The organism is Ruegeria sp. D4 (assembly GCF_056534475.1).
In genome coordinates, this window is the sequence record NZ_JBQFPJ010000001.1 from 25,739 (window position 1) to 48,527 (window position 22,789).

Annotated in this window: 28 protein-coding genes and 1 other RNA gene; 16 read left to right on the forward strand and 13 right to left on the reverse strand. The window is 58.9% G+C overall.

Translation table 11 applies throughout. The features are described from left to right. Nucleotides 1-63 precede the first annotated feature (63 nt). A complete protein-coding gene (locus ACR0MI_RS00105) occupies nt 64-879 on the reverse strand; it encodes a pseudouridine synthase (protein ID WP_170609846.1) in 816 nt (271 codons plus the stop codon). Between the two features lie 62 nt (nt 880-941). On the opposite strand from ACR0MI_RS00105, the gene ACR0MI_RS00110 reads away from it, so the two are divergent. Beyond that, nucleotides 942-1,400, forward strand: coding sequence for a nucleoside deaminase (locus ACR0MI_RS00110; RefSeq protein ID WP_170609848.1), 459 nt, complete (start codon nt 942-944; stop codon nt 1,398-1,400). Between the two features lie 27 nt (nt 1,401-1,427). Here ACR0MI_RS00110 and ACR0MI_RS00115 read toward each other — a convergent pair whose 3' ends face one another. Further along, a complete protein-coding gene (locus tag ACR0MI_RS00115) occupies nt 1,428-2,399 on the reverse strand; it encodes an adenylate/guanylate cyclase domain-containing protein (RefSeq protein WP_480853315.1) in 972 nt (323 codons plus the stop codon). A gap of 7 nt (nt 2,400-2,406) precedes the next feature. Further along, nucleotides 2,407-3,099, reverse strand: coding sequence for a metal-dependent hydrolase (locus ACR0MI_RS00120; protein ID WP_170609852.1), 693 nt, complete (start codon nt 3,097-3,099; stop codon nt 2,407-2,409). Between the two features lie 57 nt (nt 3,100-3,156). On the opposite strand from ACR0MI_RS00120, the gene ACR0MI_RS00125 reads away from it, so the two are divergent. Next, nucleotides 3,157-3,810, forward strand: a complete 654-nt coding sequence (locus tag ACR0MI_RS00125) for a ceramidase domain-containing protein (protein WP_170609854.1) — start codon at nt 3,157-3,159, stop codon at nt 3,808-3,810. On the opposite strand, the gene ACR0MI_RS00130 is transcribed toward ACR0MI_RS00125, so the two are convergent. Both ACR0MI_RS00130 and ACR0MI_RS00135 read right to left on the reverse strand, forming a co-directional pair. Then, nucleotides 3,801-4,373 carry a DUF4202 domain-containing protein gene (locus ACR0MI_RS00130; protein ID WP_170609856.1) on the reverse strand — a complete coding sequence of 191 codons (573 nt, stop codon included), beginning with the start codon at nt 4,371-4,373 and terminating at the stop codon, nt 3,801-3,803. The two genes, ACR0MI_RS00125 and ACR0MI_RS00130, sit on opposite strands and share 10 nt — an antisense overlap. Nucleotides 4,374-4,524: 151 nt before the next feature. Continuing rightward, the gene (locus tag ACR0MI_RS00135; protein ID WP_170609858.1) at nt 4,525-4,683 is read right to left on the reverse strand and encodes a hypothetical protein; all 159 of its coding nucleotides are present in this window, start codon (nt 4,681-4,683) and stop codon (nt 4,525-4,527) included. Between the two features lie 233 nt (nt 4,684-4,916). Between ACR0MI_RS00135 and gatC the strand changes: the two genes are divergently transcribed. From gatC to rnpB, 5 genes are all read left to right on the forward strand, one after another. Continuing rightward, the gene (gene gatC / locus ACR0MI_RS00140; protein ID WP_170325838.1) at nt 4,917-5,204 is read left to right on the forward strand and encodes an Asp-tRNA(Asn)/Glu-tRNA(Gln) amidotransferase subunit GatC; all 288 of its coding nucleotides are present in this window, start codon (nt 4,917-4,919) and stop codon (nt 5,202-5,204) included. A gap of 3 nt (nt 5,205-5,207) precedes the next feature. After that, nucleotides 5,208-6,695 carry an Asp-tRNA(Asn)/Glu-tRNA(Gln) amidotransferase subunit GatA gene (gene gatA / locus ACR0MI_RS00145; protein ID WP_170609860.1) on the forward strand — a complete coding sequence of 496 codons (1,488 nt, stop codon included), beginning with the start codon at nt 5,208-5,210 and terminating at the stop codon, nt 6,693-6,695. A gap of 38 nt (nt 6,696-6,733) precedes the next feature. After that, on the forward strand, nt 6,734-7,435 hold the full coding sequence (locus ACR0MI_RS00150; protein ID WP_170816665.1) for a hypothetical protein: 702 nt from the start codon (nt 6,734-6,736) through the stop codon (nt 7,433-7,435). After that, the gene (locus tag ACR0MI_RS00155; RefSeq protein WP_170619103.1) at nt 7,386-8,087 is read left to right on the forward strand and encodes an N-acetylmuramoyl-L-alanine amidase; all 702 of its coding nucleotides are present in this window, start codon (nt 7,386-7,388) and stop codon (nt 8,085-8,087) included. Before ACR0MI_RS00150 ends, ACR0MI_RS00155 begins: the two co-directional genes overlap by 50 nt. Before the next feature lie 139 nt (nt 8,088-8,226). Beyond that, nucleotides 8,227-8,618: RNase P RNA component class A (gene rnpB, locus ACR0MI_RS00160), an RNA gene on the forward strand. Between the two features lie 6 nt (nt 8,619-8,624). Here the strand turns inward: rnpB and ACR0MI_RS00165 are convergent. The 3 genes from ACR0MI_RS00165 to ACR0MI_RS00175 all read right to left on the reverse strand — a co-directional run bounded on the left by ACR0MI_RS00165 (nt 8,625) and on the right by ACR0MI_RS00175 (nt 10,513). Next, nucleotides 8,625-8,957, reverse strand: a complete 333-nt coding sequence (locus ACR0MI_RS00165; RefSeq protein ID WP_170609866.1) for a GYD domain-containing protein — start codon at nt 8,955-8,957, stop codon at nt 8,625-8,627. 65 nt (nt 8,958-9,022) lie between these two features. Further along, entirely contained in the window at nt 9,023-9,865 is an 843-nt protein-coding gene (locus ACR0MI_RS00170; RefSeq protein ID WP_170609868.1) for a DUF2182 domain-containing protein, read from the reverse strand. Nucleotides 9,866-9,877: 12 nt separating this feature from the next. Then, the gene (locus ACR0MI_RS00175; protein WP_170609870.1) at nt 9,878-10,513 is read right to left on the reverse strand and encodes a DUF1326 domain-containing protein; all 636 of its coding nucleotides are present in this window, start codon (nt 10,511-10,513) and stop codon (nt 9,878-9,880) included. Nucleotides 10,514-10,861: 348 nt separating this feature from the next. Here ACR0MI_RS00175 and ACR0MI_RS00180 point away from each other — a divergent pair, with 348 nt between their 5' ends. The 3 genes from ACR0MI_RS00180 (at nt 10,862) to ACR0MI_RS00190 (ending at nt 12,583) form a co-directional block, all read left to right on the forward strand. Then, entirely contained in the window at nt 10,862-11,566 is a 705-nt protein-coding gene (locus ACR0MI_RS00180; RefSeq protein ID WP_170609872.1) for a DUF533 domain-containing protein, read from the forward strand. Between the two features lie 128 nt (nt 11,567-11,694). Beyond that, nucleotides 11,695-11,862: a 50S ribosomal protein L33 gene (rpmG, locus tag ACR0MI_RS00185; RefSeq protein ID WP_010441901.1), complete on the forward strand. Its 168-nt coding sequence runs from the start codon at nt 11,695-11,697 to the stop codon at nt 11,860-11,862. Nucleotides 11,863-12,076: 214 nt separating this feature from the next. Next, nucleotides 12,077-12,583 (forward strand): hypothetical protein, encoded by a 507-nt coding sequence (locus ACR0MI_RS00190; RefSeq protein WP_170609874.1) that lies wholly within the window; start codon nt 12,077-12,079, stop codon nt 12,581-12,583. A 53-nt stretch (nt 12,584-12,636) separates the two neighbouring features. On the opposite strand, the gene ACR0MI_RS00195 is transcribed toward ACR0MI_RS00190, so the two are convergent. From ACR0MI_RS00195 to ACR0MI_RS00205, 3 genes are all read right to left on the reverse strand, one after another. Then, the gene (locus ACR0MI_RS00195) at nt 12,637-13,119 is read right to left on the reverse strand and encodes a GNAT family N-acetyltransferase (RefSeq protein WP_170609876.1); all 483 of its coding nucleotides are present in this window, start codon (nt 13,117-13,119) and stop codon (nt 12,637-12,639) included. 71 nt (nt 13,120-13,190) lie between these two features. Continuing rightward, a complete protein-coding gene (locus tag ACR0MI_RS00200) occupies nt 13,191-13,967 on the reverse strand; it encodes a Bax inhibitor-1/YccA family protein (protein ID WP_170609877.1) in 777 nt (258 codons plus the stop codon). Nucleotides 13,968-14,139: 172 nt separating this feature from the next. Next, complete coding sequence (locus tag ACR0MI_RS00205) at nt 14,140-14,358, reverse strand: DUF1127 domain-containing protein (protein WP_170609879.1); 219 nt, start codon at nt 14,356-14,358, stop codon at nt 14,140-14,142. 126 nt (nt 14,359-14,484) lie between these two features. Here ACR0MI_RS00205 and ACR0MI_RS00210 point away from each other — a divergent pair, with 126 nt between their 5' ends. Beyond that, nucleotides 14,485-15,366 (forward strand): LysR family transcriptional regulator, encoded by an 882-nt coding sequence (locus ACR0MI_RS00210; protein WP_170609881.1) that lies wholly within the window; start codon nt 14,485-14,487, stop codon nt 15,364-15,366. 6 nt (nt 15,367-15,372) lie between these two features. On the opposite strand, the gene ACR0MI_RS00215 is transcribed toward ACR0MI_RS00210, so the two are convergent. Beyond that, complete coding sequence (locus tag ACR0MI_RS00215; protein ID WP_170816663.1) at nt 15,373-16,329, reverse strand: NADPH:quinone oxidoreductase family protein; 957 nt, start codon at nt 16,327-16,329, stop codon at nt 15,373-15,375. A gap of 344 nt (nt 16,330-16,673) precedes the next feature. Between ACR0MI_RS00215 and ACR0MI_RS00220 the strand changes: the two genes are divergently transcribed. From ACR0MI_RS00220 to ACR0MI_RS00230, 3 genes are all read left to right on the forward strand, one after another. Then, nucleotides 16,674-17,045 (forward strand): helix-turn-helix domain-containing protein, encoded by a 372-nt coding sequence (locus ACR0MI_RS00220; RefSeq protein WP_170609884.1) that lies wholly within the window; start codon nt 16,674-16,676, stop codon nt 17,043-17,045. A gap of 44 nt (nt 17,046-17,089) precedes the next feature. Further along, entirely contained in the window at nt 17,090-17,881 is a 792-nt protein-coding gene (hisN, locus tag ACR0MI_RS00225) for a histidinol-phosphatase (RefSeq protein ID WP_170609886.1), read from the forward strand. Nucleotides 17,882-17,997: 116 nt separating this feature from the next. After that, nucleotides 17,998-19,332: an 8-oxoguanine deaminase gene (locus ACR0MI_RS00230; RefSeq protein ID WP_170609888.1), complete on the forward strand. Its 1,335-nt coding sequence runs from the start codon at nt 17,998-18,000 to the stop codon at nt 19,330-19,332. A gap of 65 nt (nt 19,333-19,397) precedes the next feature. On the opposite strand, the gene guaD is transcribed toward ACR0MI_RS00230, so the two are convergent. Continuing rightward, complete coding sequence (gene guaD / locus ACR0MI_RS00235; RefSeq protein ID WP_170816662.1) at nt 19,398-20,687, reverse strand: guanine deaminase; 1,290 nt, start codon at nt 20,685-20,687, stop codon at nt 19,398-19,400. 138 nt (nt 20,688-20,825) lie between these two features. Between guaD and mgtE the strand changes: the two genes are divergently transcribed. Further along, nucleotides 20,826-22,220 carry a magnesium transporter gene (mgtE, locus tag ACR0MI_RS00240; protein ID WP_170609891.1) on the forward strand — a complete coding sequence of 465 codons (1,395 nt, stop codon included), beginning with the start codon at nt 20,826-20,828 and terminating at the stop codon, nt 22,218-22,220. Then, nucleotides 22,217-22,789 carry a 5-formyltetrahydrofolate cyclo-ligase gene (locus ACR0MI_RS00245; RefSeq protein ID WP_170609893.1) on the forward strand — a complete coding sequence of 191 codons (573 nt, stop codon included), beginning with the start codon at nt 22,217-22,219 and terminating at the stop codon, nt 22,787-22,789. The genes mgtE and ACR0MI_RS00245 overlap by 4 nt, the downstream gene beginning before the upstream one ends.

Here is a 22,789-nt window from a genome sequence, read left to right on the forward strand (position 1 = left end):
CGTTCACAGAAAATTTAGTGTATGCGCGGGCTTGGCGCTAGGGGGAAGGTTGTCCGACAGGCGTCACTTGCGAGGTTTCTTGCCGACCGGGGGACGTTTTCGTTGTGGGCGCGTGGTCCGTTTAGCGGTGCCATCGGATTTTTCGCCGCCTTCCAGCCCCAGCTGATCCCGCATCACGCGGCGGCGCACTTCCTCGACCTCGCCGGGCTTCAGGTCGCCCAACTGGAATGGTCCATACGAGACCCGGAGCAGGCGGTTCACCGCATACCCGATATCCTCGATTGCGCGGCGAATCTCGCGGTTCTTGCCTTCGCGCAGGCCGATCGTCAGCCAGGCGTTCGCCCCTTGTTGGCGGTCCAGGGAAACGGTCATCGGCTGAAACCGTTCCCCGTCGATCACCAAACCCTTGCGCAGCGGTTCGAAATCTTCATCCTTCGGCCGGCCGTTCACCCGGACGCGGTATTTGCGCAGCCAACCGGTCGAAGGTAGTTCCAGCTTGCGCTTGATGCCACCGTCATTCGTCAGCAGCAGCAACCCCTCGGAATTGAGGTCAAGCCGCCCGACGCTCATGACCCGGGGCATGTCCTCGGGCAGTTTGTCAAAAATCGTCGCGCGGCCCTTTTCGTCGCGTGTGGTTGTCACCAGCCCAGAAGGTTTGTGATACAGCCAAAGGCGCGAGGGCTCGGGTTCGGATACCGGTTTGCCATCGACCACAATTCTGTCTTTCGAGGTGACATTCAGCGCCGGGCTGTCGATCACCTTGCCATTCACGGCCACGCGACCTGCTTCGATCATGCGTTCAGCCTCGCGGCGCGAGGCGACGCCCGCGCGGGCAAGGACCTTGGCGATCCGGTCGCCGGGAGGAGGGGTGTTGCTCATGGACCCGGCCATAACCTATCCTGCCCGCTTGCGAAAGGCAGGTTTCTGATGCAGTCAGAGATATGGAATTCAGATCGCATATGAGCGCGGCGCTGGAACAGGCCAGATTGGCAGGCGAACGCGGAGAGGTTCCGGTCGGTGCGGTTATCATCGCGCCCGACGGTCGGATTGTTGCGACCGCAGGCAACCGGACGCGCGAGTTGAATGATCCGACCGCCCATGCCGAGATTCTGGCCCTACGCGCTGCCTGCGCCGATGCCGCGTCCGAGCGACTTCCGGATCATGACCTTTATGTCACGCTGGAGCCGTGCGCGATGTGCGCTGCCGCTTTGGCCGCCGCGCGCATCCGGCGTGTTTATTTCGGGGCTGCCGATCCGAAATCGGGCGGTGTGGCACATGGCGCACGGGTCTTTACCCACCCGCAGACGCATCACAAGCCGGATGTTTATGATGGTATCGCAGCCAAAGAATGCGAAACCCTGCTGCTTGAGTTCTTTGCCGATAAGCGGGCCGGCAAGTGATCTTACCCTGACGTGGTTTGAAAGGGTCTAGGTCCAGTCCAAAAGGTAAACTGTCTGGTGCCCGCCGAACCCTTTCAGCTGAACTGGTTTTGGGGCACTGAACTTCAATCCGGCGGTGTTGCCCACCAGCAGCCTTGTCACTTCAGTCACGTGGATTTCGTATGGCCCGCTGACATTCGTAACCCGCGCCGCCTTGTTGACGACGGACCCAAAGAAATCTTCGTCTTTGTGGATGACGTCGCCGGTATGAATCCCAATCCGAAGGCCAAGCGCCGTGTCGACTGTGGCCGACCTGTTTTCCCGTTGGAAATTGACGGCCGCCTGAACTGCGTCATGGACGGACGGAAAAATCGACATGGTGCCGTCGCCGAGCGATTTGACCAGACGCCCCTGATGCGCATGGATCACTTTCTCTGCCAGATCAAAGTGATCCGATATGATTTTGATCCACTCCTGATCGCCCAGTCGCCGTGTGATTTCGGATGATCCGGCAATGTCTGTGAACATGACCGAGGCGGTGCCCTCGCTCTGCTCCTGCGTGAACTCGCGCCGTGCCGCTTCGATCAGCGCATTCAGGGCCTCATGTTCGATCCCGATCTTTTCCATGTTAGAGGTCGGATTGGAGACATGCATCTGCATTATTTTCCAGACGCCGTTTTCCAGATGGAGAACAAAGGTAAATCGGTGCAACGCGGCTTTGCCGTTCGTGGAAAAGGTCATCGTCGCTTCACAATGTGCCCAACCGGCGTTTCCGCACTCGAAGGCTTCCAGCGAATGTTCCTGCCAGGCATAGTCGGGAATTTCTTTCGTATGATCGACGAAACCCTGTCGGAACACCTGCCCGGACCAGGATTCTTCATCCGCCGATCCCTGATAACGCAGGTGTTCCGAAGTTGAGAGCATGTTCTCCAAAACCGCGCGGTCCCTGTCTTGCACGGCCTTGTTCCATCGCCGCACAACCGCGATCAATTCCGGTGAAGGAGAAACCTCGCCGCTCACATCGGACCTATAGTTTAATCGCCTGCATCACTTCAGGCTCGATCACATCGACGCCGGGCAGGCCGTCTTTCAGATCCTGCGCAGATTGCTCAAGGATCGGGAAGGTTTTGTAGTGGCAGGGTATCACGGTCCGAAAATTGAAATAGCGCTTGGACGCATAAGCCGCGCCTTTCATGTCCATGGTGAAATGGCCGCCCGCGGACAGAATGCCGATATCCGGTTTGTAATAGTCGCCCATCCAGTTCATGTCGGCCATGATATCGGTGTCACCAGAGATATACAGCGTTTTGCCCTCGGTGACGATCATGAACCCGACCTCGGTGCCGCCGGTGCGCAGCCCCTCCGGCGTCGAAAAGGTTGAACTGTGCGACGCAGGTACCATCGAAACCTTGATGCCGTTCAGGTCGACCGTGCCGCCTTTGTTGAACCCGACCGTTTCAATGCCTTCAGTTTCGCCCCAAAAACCCATCAGGTCGTATTGGCCGACAACCGGCACGCCCAGGCGCTTCGCCAAGGGAAGGATATCGACCACATGGTCGAAATGGGTATGAGTCAGCAGAATATGCGTGGCCCCTTCGACCGCCGCGTCATGCTGAGTTTCGGGCAGGACGGGGTTACCGCTCAGCCAGGGATCGATCAGCAAGACCTGACCGCTGGTTTCGATGCGGAAACTGCCGTGACCCAACCAGATGATATTCATGAAAATCCTCCCATTCAGACTGTTGTCCTCAGCCTAGCATCGGCTATGTAAAAATCCATGGACTGGATGCAGGAAATCGATGGCTATTGCGAACGACTGTCGCCCGCCTATTGGGCTGAACCGGTCAATGCGCTGACCAATGCCGCCTTCCTGGTTGCAGCATGGGTAATGTGGCGCCGGGTGCGAGGGCAGGGTTTGCCCTTGGCGATGGTGCTGGTCGCAGTGCTCGCCCTGATCGGATTGGGCAGTTTTCTGTTTCACACTCATGCACAGGTTTGGGCGGCTATTGCCGACACAACGCCCATCCTTCTGTTCATTCTGATCTACATCTATGCGGTAAACCGCGACATCTGGCGGATGTCTCCGGGATGGGCGCTGGCCGGCACCGCGCTGTTCATCCCTTATGCGGCTGCGACAATCCCGCTGTTTCGGTTTGTGCCGGGTCTTGGCGGGTCCGCTGCCTACGCGCCGGTCCCGTTGCTGATCCTGATCTATGCTGCATTGTTGCGGTCAAAAAAACCTGTTCTGGCGCGCGGCATGGCCGCCGGGGCAGTACTGCTGATCCTGTCCATCACGTTCCGCGCGCTTGATCCGGCCCTGTGTGCCCAATTCCCGATGGGCACACACTTTATGTGGCATCTGTTGAACGCAACGATGCTGGGTTGGATGATCGAAGTCTACAGAAAGGACCTGGCCGAAAATCAGGTCTGATCGGCGCGAAAAGCATCGGCCAGATGATCGGGCAGGTCGAATTCCCGCAACACCCGCGCGCGCCCTTCGCCAGACATCTTTCGGGCCGTTTTCTCGACGATACTTTGAATCTTCTCGGCCGAATGTTTTGCAGCAAAGGGCTGGAAGTACCATTTGAGAAAGACGAAACAGATCACGTCTTCCAGGGCCTGAACTTCGGCATCGCGTTTGATGCCTTGCTTGCGCAGCATCCGGCCCGCGGCATCGATCTGATCGGTGCCGTAGCCTTCCTTTTTCATCAGGCCCATGACGACTTCGGCATGGTGAACGCCCTGCGCCTTGCGCCAAGCCAGATAACCGGTCCGCCCTTCGGGGTATTCGCTGCGCGCCAGTTTCCAGCGTTCCACGTGCTGACCGCGTGCCGCAATCTGCAGCGCGTCAGAGGCGTCGGGGAACAGCCGCGCAAGCTCCTCGCTCATCCGCTTGCCATAGAGCAGGGCCTCCGGCTCTCCGCCATCCTGGTTGGGATCTTGTATGTTGACTGCGTCGATTGCGTCCAGGACGGCTTGTTTTTGTGCGCTCATGTATGGCTCCATAGTCTGGCAAGTCTGCGCCTGCCGGATCTCCCGGCGAGTCATTTCGCCCTATGGTAGCGGCTTGTCGCAGGGTCCGCAGCATGCAATTGCAGCAACGCCGGATCAGTCGCGCCATATCTGATCCGGCGTTTTCTTCTATTTAGTTTCCGCGAATTGTGGTGTCCTTGGTGACCGGCTGGGTAACCGGTTCGGGGAAGGTCAAGGTGCGGGTCAACGGGGTGAAATCAAAGCCCGAAGCCATTGCTGGCGCAATGGCGGCAGTTGCGGACAAAACGAAGGCGGTGATGAAGGTTTTCATGATCTTTCTCCGGGTTTTGTGCTGTTGCACATGTTAGAAAGTGAACAGCGCAGTTCAGTTTTTCAAGGCGCAAAGTGAACCGTATAGTTCACTTTTTTGCATATGAGATATTCAAAATTGAATGGGGTGCTGCGGACCTGCCATGATCACCTTCGATCATCCGCCGAGTCTGTTGGTCTTGCGACCGGTGCGGCAGACGGGTAAATGCCCCCTAACGCATATGAGGTTTTCCGATGTCGATTGACCAAAGCACCGCCGCCAAGGTGGCCAAACTGGCCCGGATCAAGGTCGAGGACGACGCGCTGCCGGCGCTGGCGTCCGAGTTCAACACCATTCTTGGGTTCATCGAGCAACTCAACGAAGTGGATGTCGAAGGCGTCGAGCCGATGGTCTCGGTCGAGCCGATGCGCCTGAAACGTCGCGAGGATGTGGTCACTGACGGAAACCAGCAGGACAAGGTTCTAGCCAATGCCCCCGACGCCCGCGAAGGCTTTTTCGCAGTCCCCAAAGTGGTGGAGTAAGACATGAGCGATCTGAACAAACTGGGCCTGGCCGAAGCCCGAGACGCGCTGCGCAAGGGTGATGTGACCTCAGTCGAGCTGACCGAAGCCTGCCTGAAAGCAATCGATCAAGCAGATGCTTTGAATGCTTTTGTCCACAAGACGCCCGAGATTGCACTGGAGCGCGCCAAGGCGGCTGATGAGCGGATCAAGGGCGGCGACGCACCGTCGATGTGTGGCTTGCCAATCGGCATCAAGGATCTGTTCTGCACCAAAGGCGTGCCCTCGCAGGCGGCCTCGAAGATTCTGGAAGGTTTCAAGCCGGAATACGAATCCACCGTTTCGCAGCAACTGGCCGATGCGGGCGCGGTTATGCTGGGCAAGCTGAACATGGACGAGTTCGCCATGGGCAGCAGTAACGAAACTTCTGTATATGGCAACGCGGTCAGCCCCTGGCGCCGTGGCAATGACGACGCGCAACTGACACCAGGCGGTTCATCCGGTGGGTCGGCTTCGGCCGTGTCTGCCGACCTTTGCCTAGCGGCAACCGGTACCGATACCGGCGGTTCGATCCGTCAGCCTGCCGCCTTCACCGGCATCACCGGCATCAAGCCGACCTATGGTCGTTGCTCGCGCTGGGGTATCGTCGCCTTTGCCTCTTCGTTGGATCAGGCTGGTCCGATGACCAAGAACGTGCGCGATGCTGCGATCATGCTCGAGGCGATGTGCGGTCACGATCCCAAGGACTCGACCAGTGCCGAACTGGCGGTGCCGAACTTTGAGGCGATGCTGACCGGCGACATCAAGGGCAAAAAAATCGGTATCCCCAAAGAATACCGCATGGATGGAATGCCTGCTGAGATTGAAAAGCTCTGGGCCGAAGGGGCCGAGATGCTGAAAGCAGCGGGTGCCGAGATTGTCGATATTTCGCTGCCGCATACTAAATACGCGTTGCCCGCGTATTACGTGATCGCACCGGCCGAGGCGTCCTCGAACCTTGCGCGTTATGACGGTGTGCGTTATGGCCGCCGCGCGCAACTGGCGCAGGGTGACGGCATCACCGAGATGTACGAAAAGACCCGCGCCGAGGGTTTCGGACATGAGGTGCAGCGCCGTGTCATGATTGGTACTTATGTGCTGTCAGCCGGTTTCTATGACGCCTACTACAACCGCGCTCGCCGCGTTCGGACCCTGATCAAGAAAGATTTCGAGGACGCGTTTGCCGCCGGAATCGATGCGATTCTGACACCTGCGACACCGTCGGCCTCCTTTGGTCTGGGCGAGATGACCGAAGCCGACCCTGTTCAAATGTATTTGAACGACGTGTTCACAGTGACGGTGAATCTGGCCGGTCTGCCCGGTATTTCGGTGCCTGCGGGTCTGGATTCACAAGGTCTGCCCCTTGGCCTGCAACTGATCGGACGTCCGTGGGACGAAGGCGATCTGCTCAACACCGCCTATGCGCTGGAAAACGCGGCCGGTTTCGTGGCCAAGCCGGGGAAATGGTGGTAAGCCTCTGTCAACCAGAGCAGCAGACACGGAGCAGTCACATGCGCTTTTTGCTTCTGATCCCCGCCATCGGCGTGGTGGCGGCTTGCACCGACGTGGCACCAGTGGCCAACACGGGATTCAACACGCCTGATTACCAGGCGCAACGCGAGGCTGAACTGGCCGGGCAGGGACTGGGCGGTAATCCGTTGCTTGGCCCGGTGGACGTGTCCGCACAACCGCTTGGCGCTCCGGGTGCGGTGACACCCGTGGCGACCGGGGCCAATGCGGACATCGCTTCTCAGACAGCCGCCGCCTTGGCCAGCACTTCTCCGCAGGGCGCATCCACTCCGATCCCGGTGTCCAATGCACAGGGAATTTCCGACGAACAGGATTTTGCGGCCGTATCCAACCGCCGCAGCATCGAATCCGACGCCGCCCTGATCGAACAGAACCGCCAGACATACGAGGTGGTCGCACCAACCGCCGTACCGCAGCGCGGGTCGGACGGACAGCCCAACATCGTTCAATATGCTCTGAACACGTCGAACCCCGTGGGGACCCAGCTTTACAGCCGCGCCGGGTTCAACCTGCAGGCTAAGGCGCAGCGCAACTGCGCGAAATATCCTTCCCCGGATCAGGCACAGATCGATTTTCTGTCAAATGGCGGCCCGCAGCGGGATCGTCAGGGGCTTGACCCGGACGGTGACGGCTATGCTTGCAACTGGGACCCAAGCCCGTTCCGCAGTGCCGTCAGCAACTGATCCCCTGACGCCGATCTGGCACCCGTCGCCAAATTTCGGACCGCGCCGCGACAGGTTGAAGCCGTCTTTGGTTGTACTCCACTACACGGCGATGGACAGCGCACAGGCGGCCTTGGAACGTCTGTGCGATCCGCAGGCCGAAGTCTCCGCACATTACCTGATCGGAAATGATGGCACCCTCTGGCAAATGGTGCCCGAGGAAAACCGCGCATGGCATGCCGGGACAGGGGAGTGGCTCGGTCAAAGCGATATCAACTCGCGCTCGATTGGGATCGAGCTGGACAACACAGGCTTTCATCCCTTTTCGCACCTTCAGATGAATGTGCTGGAACACCTGTTACCCCAAATCATGACGCGCTGGTCGATCCCACCGCAAGGCGTGATCGGGCATTCAGACATGGCACCGGGCCGCAAATCAGACCCCGGCCCCCGCTTTGACTGGCCTCGACTCGAACGTCAGGGGCTTGCGGCGCGGCGAGGGCAGGGAAGCGGCCCTCCGAACGCGTTAAAACAAGAGTTCCGCACCAAGGCCCGCTTGGCAGGCTATACCGCTGACACGGATGACGAAACACTCCTCACCACCGTTCGGCTCAGATACCGCCCCTGGGCTAAAGGTCCGCTCACACCCGCTGACCTTGCGCCGATCAGCTGAGCATCCCCCAAACAAATCCGGGCTTTATCTGGCTATAAGTATCCCGGGGTTGAATTGGCCGCAGGCCAAGAAGGGGCTGGCCCCTTCGCACCCTGTCCACTCTTGACGTCACCGCCCCCAAGGCATACCCAACGCCAGCGCGGAGGGCCGGATGGCCGCTGGGGTGCAAGCCCGAGAGGAAAGTCCGGACTCCACAAGACAACGGTGCCGGGTAACGCCCGGGCGGGGCAACCCGACGGAAAGCGCCACAGAAAACAAACCGCCTTGCTTGCAAGGTAAGGATGAAACGGTGGGGTAAGAGCCCACCGCGCCGCTGGCAACAGCGGCGGCACGGCAAGCCCCACCGGGAGCAATGCCAAATAGGGTCCCAGCGCGGGTCGGTCGGCGCAAGCCGATACCGCCGCTAAGCGCGTCTTGGCCGAGAGGGACCGGGTTGGCAGCTTGAGCCGCGCAGCAATGTGCGGCCTAGAGGAATGGTCATCGAAGGGGGCAACCCCGGAACAAGATCCGGCTTACAGGCCCTCCGCGCGTATCCTCTTACCCTCCGGGCGGTGTGTAGGCACCGGTCAGGGCTGCCGCTTTTTCCGTGATGGCAACAAAATCCTCTGCCGTCCACGCGCGGACCGTCTCTATCTTGTCGACGGCGCCCGATGCGCCGACGGCCATTCCGACCGCAACTGCGTCGGTGCCGTCAGGTGCCTCACTGATCACAACCACATCGTTCGATCCGGTGGTCATATAGAATGCCAGCAGCTTGCCGCCCACCTTGTCAAGCAGGGCTTTGACCGGCGCGGTGCGGTCCGATGGCTTTTGCAGCATTCCTTTGATGCCGGATTGGGAATAGGTGGCGTACGTTATGAATAAAGGCATTTTCTCCTCCTGGGATCAATGTGACGGAACCCTGAATTCGGCCGGTTCCCTGGCCGTTTGAGCGCCTAGGTGCCGGAAGATATCGCGCTTGCCAGCACCCAGGCACCTGTTGCAATCAAACCGATGCCCGTCGCCGGGATCAGCCAACGGGCTCGGGGCAGAAGTTTTTCCAGCGCAACGTAAATTGCGATGGCGACAATCCAGTAGAGGTTCATGATGCCGCCGACGAACAGCAAGAGCATCAGGGCCCAGCAGCAGCCCAGACAAAATGTCCCGTGAATGACGCCCATGCTGAACGCACCCGATGCGCCGGGCCGATTGTGTTCGGCAAGAAACCGGGCGGGGCTTTGGCAATGTCGCAGACAAGCGGATTTGAGCGATGAAAGCTGATAGAGGCCCGCCGCAATCAGGACACAGCCTGCAAATGCCTTTGACCGGACGGTCATCATGGGGCCATCAGACAGGCCGACATGCTCAAGACCCCATTGCGCCAGTGTCGCAAGCAGGCTGAAGCCCCCCCAGGCGATTAGGTATCCTGCGAGGAACAGCAAGCTGAGGCGGGCCGCATTGGCCTTGTCAGCGCCGACACGTTTGAGGGCCAGAAACAACAGGACAACAGGGGCCGCGCTGGGGGTCATCATGGCGATCATCATGACCCACCACATCAAAAAGATGAGCAGCGCGTAGGGCAGGCTCCATGGCCGGTCGACCGGCATCTGCATGGGCTCACCGATTGGCCGGGCCATCCTTGTCATTTCGACGGCAGACATGTTCATGCCGATCCCGGCAATCGTGTACCATGAGGCCCCGAGAACGATGACCAAGACACTGACCAGAACGATCAGCCTGTCCTGTCGCAGCAACCGCTCAGCGACCGCCACGGGCGGTGCGTCAGAGTTTCGTGTCATGCGACGCCCCTGTTAAGCGCCCAAAACACCGTGGCCGGAAATGTTGAGATGCGCCAAGTGCGCGTGGGTGGCATCAAATGTCAGGCTTATGGCACCCCCGGATGTTCTCGTCGTACCTGCGGCGGATTCCGCGTGGCGGTACTCGAACCCGTTCGGCAGCTGGATGGATGCGCGGTGCGGCGCTCCGGATACGATATGCGGGATCGGGTTGACCTCGACGTCGAAGATACCGTGGACTTTCGCGAACCCCTTACGTTCCTCGCGATCCCAGTCCAGCTCGATCGGAAGGTACAGAGTTTCGTGTTTCTGCGGGGCCATGGCGCTGTAGACGTACCACATGGTGGCCATTTCATCGGTGTCCTCGCCGGTCATGATCGCTTGCAGGGCCGCCCGCTGATCGGGACTGGCGCTTTCGTCGATGATAAGCTGCATCTGACCGCCGCCTTCGTGGATCGGTCCGGGCCAGTAATAGACGCCGGCAGCGCGTAAGCCCGCCAGATCGGTATCGCCATATTTGCCAGCTTCAATGTCAAAGACGACAACCGCTTCGCAATTCCCATGTGTGGGAAGTACGCTGAACTGGCAAGGACAACCGAAATTGCAGTTACAATTGGCCAGCTCTTCCCCCTGAATAGTCCATTCTGTCATGATAGCCCCCCAGAAAAACATGCCTAAAAACTCTGCTGACAGAGGTTTCGCCTGTTTTCGGTGCCTCAAGCGTTAAGCGCTTAGATGGCTTCTTGGGTCTGTGAACTGGCGGCACGGTATCACGAATTTGTGATCCGGGCAATTGAAGCTCCGCATGTGCGGGAAAGCGCCAATTTTCTGATGGAAATGCGCGAGTGCGTACATGGTTTTTCGTTTTCGTATAGTCTTGTGTCTGCTGAGTTTTCAGTCCGCAACAGTCCAGCCGTTGTCCGACGAATTTCGAAAGCCGGGTTCAAGGACGTCTGAGTAGGTGCGGTGAGGAGTAATTTTTGAATCGGGAGGACGATTATGAGTTTCATGAAAGCACTTGCCTCGGTGGCCGTAGGGTTTGCTGCCGCGAAAGGACTGGAGAAATACAAGCAGATGGGCGGCATGGCTGGCCTGCAGGATGCAATGCAGGGTGCGGGGGGCGGATTTGGCATGGACCAGCTTGGCAAGATGGCCGAGCAGTTCGGCATGCCTGGCGGGGCCGCTGGACTTCAGGAGATGATCGGCAAGCTGGGTATGGTCAACCCGGCTGGTGCCGCCGGGCTGGGCGGTCTGATGAACGCCATGCAGGGCGCGGCAAGGTCGGGCAGCCAGCAAACGGCGGACATGATGGATACCGTGTTCCGGGGAACACCCGGTGGCGCCGTCATGGAGGAGCAGGCCAAGCTGATGCTGCGGGCGATGATTCAGGCGGCCAAGGCGGATGGTGAACTGGACACCCATGAGAAAGAAACAATTCTGGGAGAGTTGGGCGACGACGTCAGCGATGAGGAGCGAGCCTTCGTTCAAGAACAACTGAACGCGCCGATTGATGTCATGGGCTTGGCGGCCGCTGCGGGCGGACCTTTGAAAACACAGATATACGCCACGTCTCTGGCTGCGATTCGCCTGGATAACGCGCGTGAGGCGTCATACCTGCGTCAGCTGGCAACCGCATTGGGGCTGTCGGACGCGGAATGTAATCAGATTCATACCTATATGGGGGCACCGACACTTCCTGCATAAGGCCATCCCACCTTCTGCTGCCTCGATGCGCGCGATAGCCCTTGACATGGGCTGTGCAGCGCGTAAAAGCGCACGCTCATAGGAATTCAACCGAAAGGCCCCTGCCTTTTCGGACGCAGGAGATAACCATGGCGAAGCCGACGACAATCAAGATCCGTCTGAACTCGACCGCGGGCACGGGCCACTTCTACGTGACCAAGAAAAACGCTCGCACCATGACCGAGAAGATGACCATTCGTAAATACGACCCGGTCGCTCGCAAGCATGTCGAGTACAAGGAAGGCAAGATCAAGTAATCTGCCTGTCCATCCGGACACAGTTAAAGGGTTCTGCGAAGCAGGACCCTTTTTTGTTTTTCAACGTTTCACAAGCGCGTTTGTGCTTTCCTATGCACGTCCATGGCCGTTGCAGCAGAGCATCAGCATATGGCCCAATCGCATCGCCGGCGTCTTGCTTTTCGTGGCGACCTGCCGCTACGGTTGAGCAAACCGCCACAAAACGTTGAGCGCCATGAAAAAAATCTTGTTATCTTCGACCCTCGTTCTGAGCCTGTCGGCCTGTGAGGACCCGTTCAACCGCCAGGGCGTTGGTTTTACCGGCATTGATGGTGAACCGCGCACGGTCTCGGAAGTCGAAGGCGCAGTTGCATTTGCACCGCCAGCGACCAATGTACCTGCGGAACTTGCGAAAATTCCGACCGTTTCGGTCGTCTCGGATGAGACTGAATTGTCAAAAATCGCCGGTGTGGCGATTGCCAATGGCGGGCAATCCGATGTCAGCGCGGTTCAATTGTCTACCCAGGGCAACAACCTGTACCTGAGCACTGTCAGCGTAAACGGCACGCTTTTCGGGGTTCTGCGCACCGCCAGCAACGGTGGAAAAGTGGACAGTTCCACCGGAGCGGCGTTTGGCGCCAACACGGAACGGTTCACCGGGTGCCTGCCAGCTGGCGAAGTTTACCGGAAAGGGTCTGACAGTCGCAGCTCCGGTTTTGCGGTGCCGCTGAACTGTAGCTGATACTCGGACTGACAACGAATTTGATTGGGCCCCACCTTTTCGGTGGGGCTTTTTCATTGAGGGCTAGGGTCACGCCATTCCATTATGGTCAGAGAATGGTTCAGCCCGGAATGGGCCATAAGGGCCTGGGACGGTGCGTTGAAACTGGCGACCGAGGCCGTAAGAACGCTTCGGCCCACCTGCCTCAGCCGCGATTTGACGGTTTCCAGCAGCGCTGTGCCGATGCCACGGCGGCGCGCGGCCCTGTCGACGCTGATCTGGTGGAGAACAGCGCGGGTATCAACCGAGTGAAAGGGTGACGCGGGACGCCGGGAAATCTCGAAAATTGCGTAACCCAGCAGCTTGTCGCGTTCGAAAAAACCGACAGCGAACAGGTTGGGTTGCATGAGCCAGGATTGCAGGTAATCGGCCAGCTCGGCATCCGGCGGCAGCGCTGCGTATCTTTCAGGCTGATGTTCCAAATGGAGGTCATGAACCTGGTGCAGCAGGGGTAAAATCAGATGGGCCTGATCTGGCCGGATATCCTGGATCGTCATTGGTTTTCTTTCCGCAAAAGAAAAGGGCGGGTCTTTCGGACCCGCCCTTTCGTATTGGATTGTGCGCCGCGTTATTCGCGGTTGCCAAACAGCTGGAGCAGGAACATGAACATGTTGATGAAGTCCAGATACAGGCTCAGCGCGCCCATGATGGCGGCTTTGCCCAGCCATTCCTGATCACCCGAGTGGGCCATTTGCAGGTATGTGGCCTTGATGTTCTGCGTGTCATACGCGGTCAGACCGGCAAAGATCAGAACGCCGATGACCGAAATGGCGAAAGCCATGGCAGACGAGGCGATGAAGATGTTGACGATCGACGCCACGATCAGGCCGATCACGCCCATGATCAGGAACGTACCCATCGCCGAAAGGTCTTTTTTGGTGGTGTAACCATACAGCGACAGGCCCGCGAAGGCGATCGCGGTGATCAGGAACACCTGAATGATCGACTGGCCGGTGAAGACCAGGAAGATCCAGCTGATCGATACACCCATGACAGCGGCAAACAGGTAGAACACCGTCTGTGCGCCGGCTGCGGACAGGCGATTGATCCCGGCGCTGAAGCCAAAGATGAAGGCCAGCGGAGCGAACATGATCACCCATTTAAGCGGCGAAGCGAACAGTGCGTATCCGAGCGACGTCAGATACTTGGTCTCGCTCAGCTGAGCTGCCGCGGCAGACGGATCAGTTGTGGTTGCAAGGCCGGCGATGGCCCATGCAGCCAGGAAAGTGATCAGCATGCCCACGGACATGGTGCCGTAGACTTTGTTCATGTGGGCCCGCAGGCCCTCGTCAATCTGGGCGGCGCGCGCACCGGTCGCCGTCCGGATCGTGTCAAATTGTGCCATTAAGGGTCTCCCTTCGCAATTCTGGTTCAGCCCGCAGTTGCAGACCGATTTCCCTGCAAATATCGGAGAGTGAGGCACATGTTTCAAGAGTTTTACGCCCAAAACCTGCTAAAATACTCGACAAATCTGACGGCATTGTTTCAGTTGCCGCCAGATCGCGATGCTTGGCCGGTCAATACAGACGTTTGTGCCAGTTTTCGGGAGCATCCCAGAACGGGCGGGCTGCTTCGCGACTGGCCTCGGTGTGTGTCACGCCGATGTCTTTCAGTGCGTTGCCATCCAGCTTGGCAAGGTCACGACGCTGCCGGGCAAGGCCAAGAAGATCCCGCAATTTGAAGCCTTTCGATGGCTGTTTGCATACGTGCTCGTGTGATGCTGCAATTTGGGTCATAACGATTGTCCTTTCCTTGCTCGGTGATGATTAATGCGGTTTGCATCAACTTCCTTGATTTATATGGATCACTGTGGCACATTTTAAAAATGAATGTTTTTGACGTGAACCATCAGGATTATTGAAATGAGAAATTTGGACATCACCACTTTGCGGTCCTTCGTTGCCGTGGCCGATCAGGGCGGCGTCACACGCGCCGCCGGTTTTCTGCACCTGACGCAATCTGCGGTTTCGATGCAGCTCAAGCGTTTGGAGGAGCTTCTGGGCCTTGAGCTACTGGATCGCAGCGGCAGAACCATCGCGTTGACGGCGTCGGGCGAACAATTGCTGGCCTACGCGCGCCGCATGATCGCCCTGAACGACGAAGTGATCTCGAAACTCACCGATCAGGCTTTCGAAGGCGAAGTCGTGCTGGGCGTGCCGCATGACATTGTTTATCCGGCCATCCCGCGCGTGCTACAGCGTTTCAACGCAGATTTTCCGCGTGTCCGCGTCCAGCTGGTTTCGTCCTATTCGCTGCAACTCAAGGACATGTACAAGCGCGGCGAATGTGATCTGATACTGACGACCGAGGCCTCGGCGGCCGAAGGTGCGGAAACCGTGGCCGAGTTGCCGTTGCGCTGGATTGGAGCTTCTGGCGGGTCGGCGTGGCGCAAGCGCCCATTGCCTTTGGCGCTTGGTCGGCGCTGTTTGTTCCGGCCTCAGGTCATTGCGGCGCTGGACGCGGCGGGTATCCCCTGGGAATTGTCTGTCGAAACAGAAAACGACCGTACAATCGAAGCGACCGTCAGCGCCGATCTTGCCGTTCACGCAATGCTGGATGGAACGGAGGCCGCGCATCTGCAGCAAATCGACTCGGGTGGAGCATTGCCAGAGCTGCCTGCCCACATGATCAACCTTTACGGAGGGGATCCCGGTCGCGGCGCGGTGATCGAGGAGCTGGCGTCGCTGGTTCGTCAGAATTTCCGCATGGTGGGCGGCACACCATTGAAGGCTGTGGTCGGGTGACAGGCCTCAGATCGTGATGACGATCTTGCCGGTTGATTTCCGTTCTTTCAGCAAACGCATGCCCTGTTCCACGTCCTCCAGTGGCAGGGTGTGGCTGATATGCGGTTTGATCCGGCCTTCGGCGCGCCAACGGAACAGCGTGTCAAAGCTGTCGCGCACGATCTGCGGCCTGAATTTCAGATACCCACCGATATAAAGCCCGATTACGGTCAGGTTCTTGACCAGAAGATGGTTGGCCGGAATTTGCGGAACCTCTCCACCCGCAAAGCCGATCGGTAGCAGTCGGCCTTCGGGGTTTGTGGCACGAAAGGCGGCTTTGAACACGTCGCCGCCAATCGCATCATAAACCACGTCCGCCCCACCCAGTTCCCTGACGCGGGCGCGGAGGTCTTCGGAGGCATCCACGAGATGATCCGCACCTGCCGCGCGGGCCACCGCAAGCTTTTCAGAACCACGGGCCTGCGCAATCACTGTCGCGCCCATCAGTTTGCCGATTTCAACGGCAGTCAGGCCGACGCCGCCCGCCGCGCCGGTGACCAAAAGGGTTTCGCCGGGTTGCAGGCGCGCACGATGATCCAGCGCGATATGGCTGGTGCCGTATGCAATCTGAATGGCGGCAGCGTCCTCGAAGTTGATCTGATCGGGCAGGAGAATCGCCCTTTCGGCATCGAATACGCCAAACTCGGCCAATCCACCCTGACCTGAATAGACCGCAACACGGTCCCCGGGCTTCAGATGAGAGACATTGTTTCCAATTTCATCAACAATACCCGCGATCTCCATGCCCAACGTAAACGGAGTATCCGGGGTGTCCTGATAGGTGCCGTTCTGCATAAGCAGATCCGCAAAATTCAATCCGCACGCTTTAATAGCGACCCGAACCTGATCCCGCCCCGGCTTTGGGACGTCGATGTTGCAGAGCCGGGCTGTTGATTCTCCGGATTGAAGGCGAAAGGCCAGCATCGTCGCGCTCCTTGTTTTTCGCATAGGTCAGCGATGCGGGGGGAATGTCAATCAATTACCAGAGGGCGCGTGAATGATGTATAATAGGGCTTCGTGGATTGTGTCTGTTCGGGAAACAGAACGCTCAAAACCGGCGGTTGTACAACCACAAACCATTATACGATGTTACTGATTCAACCTTCTTGAAAAAAAAGACAAAAGAGGTGATATTGAAATCTGGTGCTGTTTCGGGGGAGCACATTCCTGAATTAGGGAATAGTTAACAGCGGCTCGCTAGGTTGGCGAACACGTTTGTTTTTTTGCGTAACCCCCGGCAGTTGTGTGTGTAGTAGAGGAGAATACCAATGACTCATCACGTCGATGTCCATGTGGGCAAACGCGTAAGGCATCGCCGCTGGCTGATTGGCATGACCCAGCAGCAGCTGGCCGAGCAGGTTGGTATCAAGTTTCAGCAAATCCAGAAATACGAAACCGGGGCCAACCGGATCAGCGCTTCGCGCCTTTGGGACATCGCCGAAGCATTGGATGTGCCGGTCAGCTTTTTCTTTGAGGGTCTGGAAGAAACCCAGAAAGAAGATGCCGGGAAGAAATCGGTGCCTGCCGATCTGATGGGAGATAAGGAAGCTTTGGATCTGGTTCGCTCGTACTACGCGATCCCGGAAAACCAGCGCCGGCGTCTGTTCGAACTGGCGCGTGTTCTCAGTGACGTCGCCTGATCAGCAGGCTTGACTTCGGAACGCGCTGACCGCACGGGTTGCGCATGTATCAAAGTTCAGCAACCGATCTGGAAATCGCCGGGGAAATGGCCGATGCGGCGCGCGCGGCCATACTTCCTTACTTCCGGCAGTCCGATCTTGAAACGTCCAACAAACTGGCTGATGGGTTTGACCCCGTAACCGTCGCTGACCGCGAGGCGGAAAAGGCGATGCGGGCCGTTCTGGCGCGGCGCTGCCCGCAGGATGGTATTTTCGGCGAGGAATTCGGCCATGCCGACGGCACCAGCGGGCGGACCTGGGTTCTTGATCCGATCGATGGTACGCGAGGGTTCATCAGCGGTACCCCGACATGGGGCGTTTTGATTGCTTTGAGCACGCAGGACGGGCCGATCCTGGGTGTGATTGACCAGCCTTATATTGGTGAGCGGTTCGTGGGGTCCGCACACGCGGCACAGGTCACAGGCCCGACAGGTACCCGACAGCTCAGGACCCGGTCTACGCAATCGCTGGATCAGGCGATGGTGTTCACAACCTTTCCCGAAGTTGGAACGCCTGAAGACCGGGCCGGGTTTGAGGCGGTGTCTCAGCAAGCCAGACTGACCCGTTATGGAATGGACTGTTACGCCTACGCCCTTCTGGCGGCAGGGCAGGTTGATCTGGTGATCGAGGCCGGACTGAACGCTTATGACATTCAGGCGCCGATCGCCGTCATTCAGGCGGCGGGTGGTATCGTGACAGATTGGCAGGGCAGACCGGCCCACAATGGAGGCCGCGCACTGGCGGCTGCCAACCCGGACATCCACGCCTCTGCGCTAGAGATTCTTCGCAATTTCTGAAACCTGTTGATGGCACCCGCAGCCGCCGGTACAGTGCCGATGGCTGGTTCTTGTGTCCGTTTTCCGCCAGCCCATGCACTTCTTGCACGAGACGGACTGATGCAGGAGGGCACAAATTGACTGATACTCTAATAAAGAATGCCGATTTCATTCTGACGATGAATGACGATCGGCAGGAACTAAATGGCGCGGATATCCTAATCCGGGACGGCGTTATTGCTGAATTGGGGCAGGGGCTTACCACAACCGGTGACGTGCACGACGCCAAGGGCTGCGTCGTGACCCCCGGCCTGGTGAATACGCACCACCACCTTTACCAAACTCTGACCCGGGCGGTTCCCGGAGGTCAGGATGCGCTGTTGTTTGGCTGGCTGCAAACACTCTACCCGATCTGGTCCCGCTTTGGCCCGGAAGAGATGTTCGTTTCTGCTCAGATCGGATTGGCAGAACTGGCGCTTTCGGGATGTACGCTCAGTTCCGATCATCTGTATCTTTATCCCAATGGCGCGCGACTGGACGACACCATCGCCGCCGCCGCCGAACTGGGCCTGCGCTTTCATCCGACACGTGGTGCGATGAGTATCGGTGAGAGCGATGGTGGCCTGCCGCCGGACATGTTGGTCGAGGCAGAGCAGGATATTCTGTCTGACATGATCCGGGTTGTGGACAAATTCCACGATCCATCCGAAGGGTCGATGTGCCGCGTCGGTCTGGCCCCGTGCTCACCATTCTCGGTCAGTCGTGAACTGATGCGCGACACGGCGGTGCTGGCACGGGACAAGCGCGTGATGCTGCACACGCATCTGGCCGAAAATGACGAAGACATTGCATATTCCCAGTCACAATTCGGATGCCGTCCGGGCCAGTATGCGCAGGAGTTGGGGTGGACCGGTTCGGACGTCTGGCACGCCCATTGCGTCAAGCTGGACAGTGCCGAGATCGATCTGTTTGCCCGAACCCGCACCGGTGTTGCGCATTGCCCGTGTTCAAACTGCCGGTTGGGGTCAGGCATAGCGCCGGTCCGCGCAATGCGCGACGCGGGCGTTCCGGTTGCGTTGGGCGTTGACGGGTCGGCCAGCAATGACGGCGGCAATCTGGTGGCCGAGGCCCGGCAGGCGATGCTGTTGCAGCGGGTCGCGAATGGCGCGGATGCCATGTCGGCCCGCGAAGCGCTCGAGATAGCAACCCGTGGCGGTGCAGACGTGCTCAATCGCCCCGATTGCGGGCGGCTTATGCCGGGCAAACGCGCCGATATCGCGATCTGGGATGTATCCGGCATAGAAAGCGCGGGAAGCTGGGATCCGGCCGCCTTGCTGCTTGCGGGGCCGTTTCGGGTCAAACATCTGTTCGTCGAAGGCAGACAAATCGTGCGAGATGGGCACATAACCACGCTGGACATGCCCCGCGTGATCGAACGCCAGAATGAACTTGCGCGGGCGCTTGCCAGATAAGCGTCGATCTCGTCGTCTGTTCAGAAATTCCGTTGCCGGAGGAATGCGCCGTCAGGCGTATTCCTTCAAACCGTGACTGGTTTGCCGGCAATCCGGACCTCGGCAATGGCCCGGTCATCCCCCATCATGATGGTTGGGAAAACGGCTTCCCACAGGTCTTCTGCGCAGGCTTCGCGCTGGGCAATGGCCGGGGTCGAGGCCAGGTCGAGAACCACCAGATCCGCCTCCATCCCCGGGGCGATATTGCCGATGCAATTGTCCATTCGCAGCGACCGGGCCGATCCGACGGTGGCCAGCCACAACAATTGTGCCGCATGCAACGGCGATCCGCGCAACTGGCCGATCTCGTAAGCTGCGGCCATTGTCCGCAACATCGAGAAACTCGATCCTCCGCCGGTATCCGTCGCCAGCCCGACCCGGTGACCGTCTTTCATCAGCCCGGCCATGTCGAACAGGCCCGAGCCTATGAACGTGTTTGAGGTCGGGCAGTGAATCAGGGCCGCATCCAGTTCGCGCAACCGGTCGCGTTCGCGTGGCTCCAGATGAATGGCGTGACCATACAGGCCATGGCTGGCCAGCAGGCCGAACTTTTCGTAGGTGTCCAGGTAGTCGCGCGCGTCGGGAAACAGCGACCGGACCCATTCGATCTCATCTGTCTGTTCGCTCAGGTGCGTCTGCATCAGGCAATGTGGGTGCTCGGCCCACAATGCCCCCATGGCTTCAAGCTGTTCCGGGGTCGAAGTTGGTGAAAAACGGGGCGTAATGGCATAGGACAGCCGGTCGATGCCGTGCCACTTCTCCAGCAGTGCTTCGGACTGATCATAGGCCGTCTGTGCCGTGTCGCGCAGACCCTCGGGTGCATTGCGATCCATACAGGTCTTGCCGGCCACGACCCGCTGTCCACGCTGCTGCGCCGCAGTGAAAAAGGCGTCGACGCTTTCCGGGTGGATGGTGCAGAAACTGCACATCGTTGTTGTCCCATGCGCAGCCGTCAGGTCCAGATACCGGTTGGCGATCTCGGTGGCATAGGTGATTTCACCAAACTTCATCTCTTCGGGGAATGTATAGGAGTTTAGCCAATCGATCAGCCGCTTGCCCCAGCTGGCAATCATGGCTGTCTGCGGATAGTGCACATGCGCGTCAACGAACCCTGCCATGATCAGGTGCTGTCCGTGATCGACGATTGCGGCATCCGGATGCGCTTCTGTCAGGCTCCGGGTGTCACCAACGGCCGCGATATGGCCTTCATCGATGACGACCGCCTCGCTGATGGTGACGGCATCTTTCGGTTCACCTTCGAAAGGTGAGCCCGAAAAGCTCAGGACACGTCCCTTCAACAGTGTTTTTTGCGCCATTTCCGCTTTCCTCCGCCCGGCTGAGACCGCGAAACACCATAAGCGCGCGGAAGATGCCGGTAAATTGGCGCATTGTCATTGTTTTCCGGTAGCTGCTTCTTCTAATTAGGGGCAAATGGAAATGCGCGGGGGCAGCATATGACAACAGGCTTTGATGAACCCGTAACCGAGTCCGCCGAGGACGAAGATGTCTACGCGCTGGACCGCCGGACTGTGGCAGCCATCCTTTATGCTGTCGATGTAGAAGATCGCGACAAACTCGTCGAATTGATGGAGCCGCTGCACGCGGCTGACATCGCCGACCTTCTGGAGCAGATCAATCCGTTCGATCGTGCCCGGCTGATCCGGCTGTATGACAAGGAGTTCGACGGCGACATTCTTTCCGAACTGGATGAAGTGGTTCGGGAAGAGGTGATTGGCGTTCTGCGCCCGGATGTTCTGGCCGATGCTGTCCGCGATATGGAAAGCGACGATGTCGTCGACCTGCTGGAAGACCTTGAGGAACCTCAGCAGGAAGCCATCCTGGGCGCGCTGGAGCATGCCGAGCGGATCGCGGCCCTGCAGGCGCTGTCTTACCCGGAAAATTCCGCCGGTCGCCTCATGCAGCGCGAAGTGGTCATGGCGCCTGAGCATTGGACAGTGGGTCAGGCCATTGATTTCATGCGCGCCAATGACGACCTGCCCGAGCAATTCTATCACGTCATTCTTATCGATCCACGCCTGAAACCGGTGGCGCAGGTCGCCTTGGGAAAACTGATGGCAACCCGGCGCGAAGTTCCGCTGCGCGACATCGCAGAAGAGGAATTCTATACCATCCCCGTCGATCAGGACGAAGAGGATGTGGCCTATGCCTTCAACCAGTACCACCTGATCTCGGCTCCGGTCATGGATGACGATGGGCGGCTGGTGGGTGTAATCACCATCGACGATGCGATGGTTGTTCTGGACGAAGAACACGAGGAAGACATCCTGCGTCTGGCTGGGGTTAGCGACGAAAGCTCGCTGTCCGACAGCGTGGCTGCAACCAGCAGGCGCCGACTGCCGTGGCTGGCGGTGAACCTGTGTACCGCCATCTGTGCCTCGCTGGTGATTTCGCAGTTCGAAGCGGCCATCGACCAACTGGTAGCTCTGGCGATTCTGATGCCGATCGTTGCATCAATGGGCGGCAATGCGGGCACTCAGTCGCTGACGGTTGCCGTGCGGGCACTGGCAACACGCGACCTGACGGGTTCGAACGTTAGGCGCGTGATCCGGCGGGAGTTGCTGGTTGGGATGCTCAACGGTCTGTGTTTTGCGGTCGTTCTGGGCACGGTTGGCATGTTGTGGTTCGATTCGCCGCTATTGGGTGTCGTGATCGGGTCCGCGCTGGTCGTGAACATGATCATCGCGGGCTTTGCAGGTACGGTAGTACCGGTCTTGCTGGACCGTATGGGTGTTGACCCGGCGCTGGCATCTGGAACCTTTGTGACGACAACCACGGATGTGATGGGGTTCTTCATCTTTCTGGGGCTTGCCAGCGTGGTGCTATTGTGACCGAAACGACCGATCTGACAGAAATCAAGGCTGCCGCCCGAAGGGCCGCTTTCGCCCGCCGCAAGGCGGCGTTTGACACGCGCATGCCCGGCGCGGCAGGGCGGTTGTCAGAGGTGCTGGCCGGGTATCGCGGGGTGCCGCTGTCGGGCTACATGCCGATCCGCACCGAGATCGACCCGCTGGCGGCAATGGCCGAGGCGTCGGCCTACGGGCCAGTCGGCGTTCCGGTGATTCAGGCCGCGGGGCAACCACTGAGGTTTTCCCGTTGGACCCCCGATGGTGTTTTGAAAGATGGGCCGTTTGGCGCCAAAGTGCCCGAGGTCGACGATTACTTCGACCCCGAGATCCTGATCGTGCCATTGGTTGCCTTTGACGCGCAGGGCGGCAGGCTGGGTTATGGCGGCGGGTTCTATGATCGCACGCTGGAGGGGCTGCGCGCCAAACGCCCGACGTTGGCCATCGGGTTTGCATTTGATGCGCAGCAGGCCGAGGGGTTGCCTCTGGAAGCGACAGATCAGCCGCTGGACATGGTGATCACTGAAAGCCGCGTTCTGACCTTTTCCGATTGA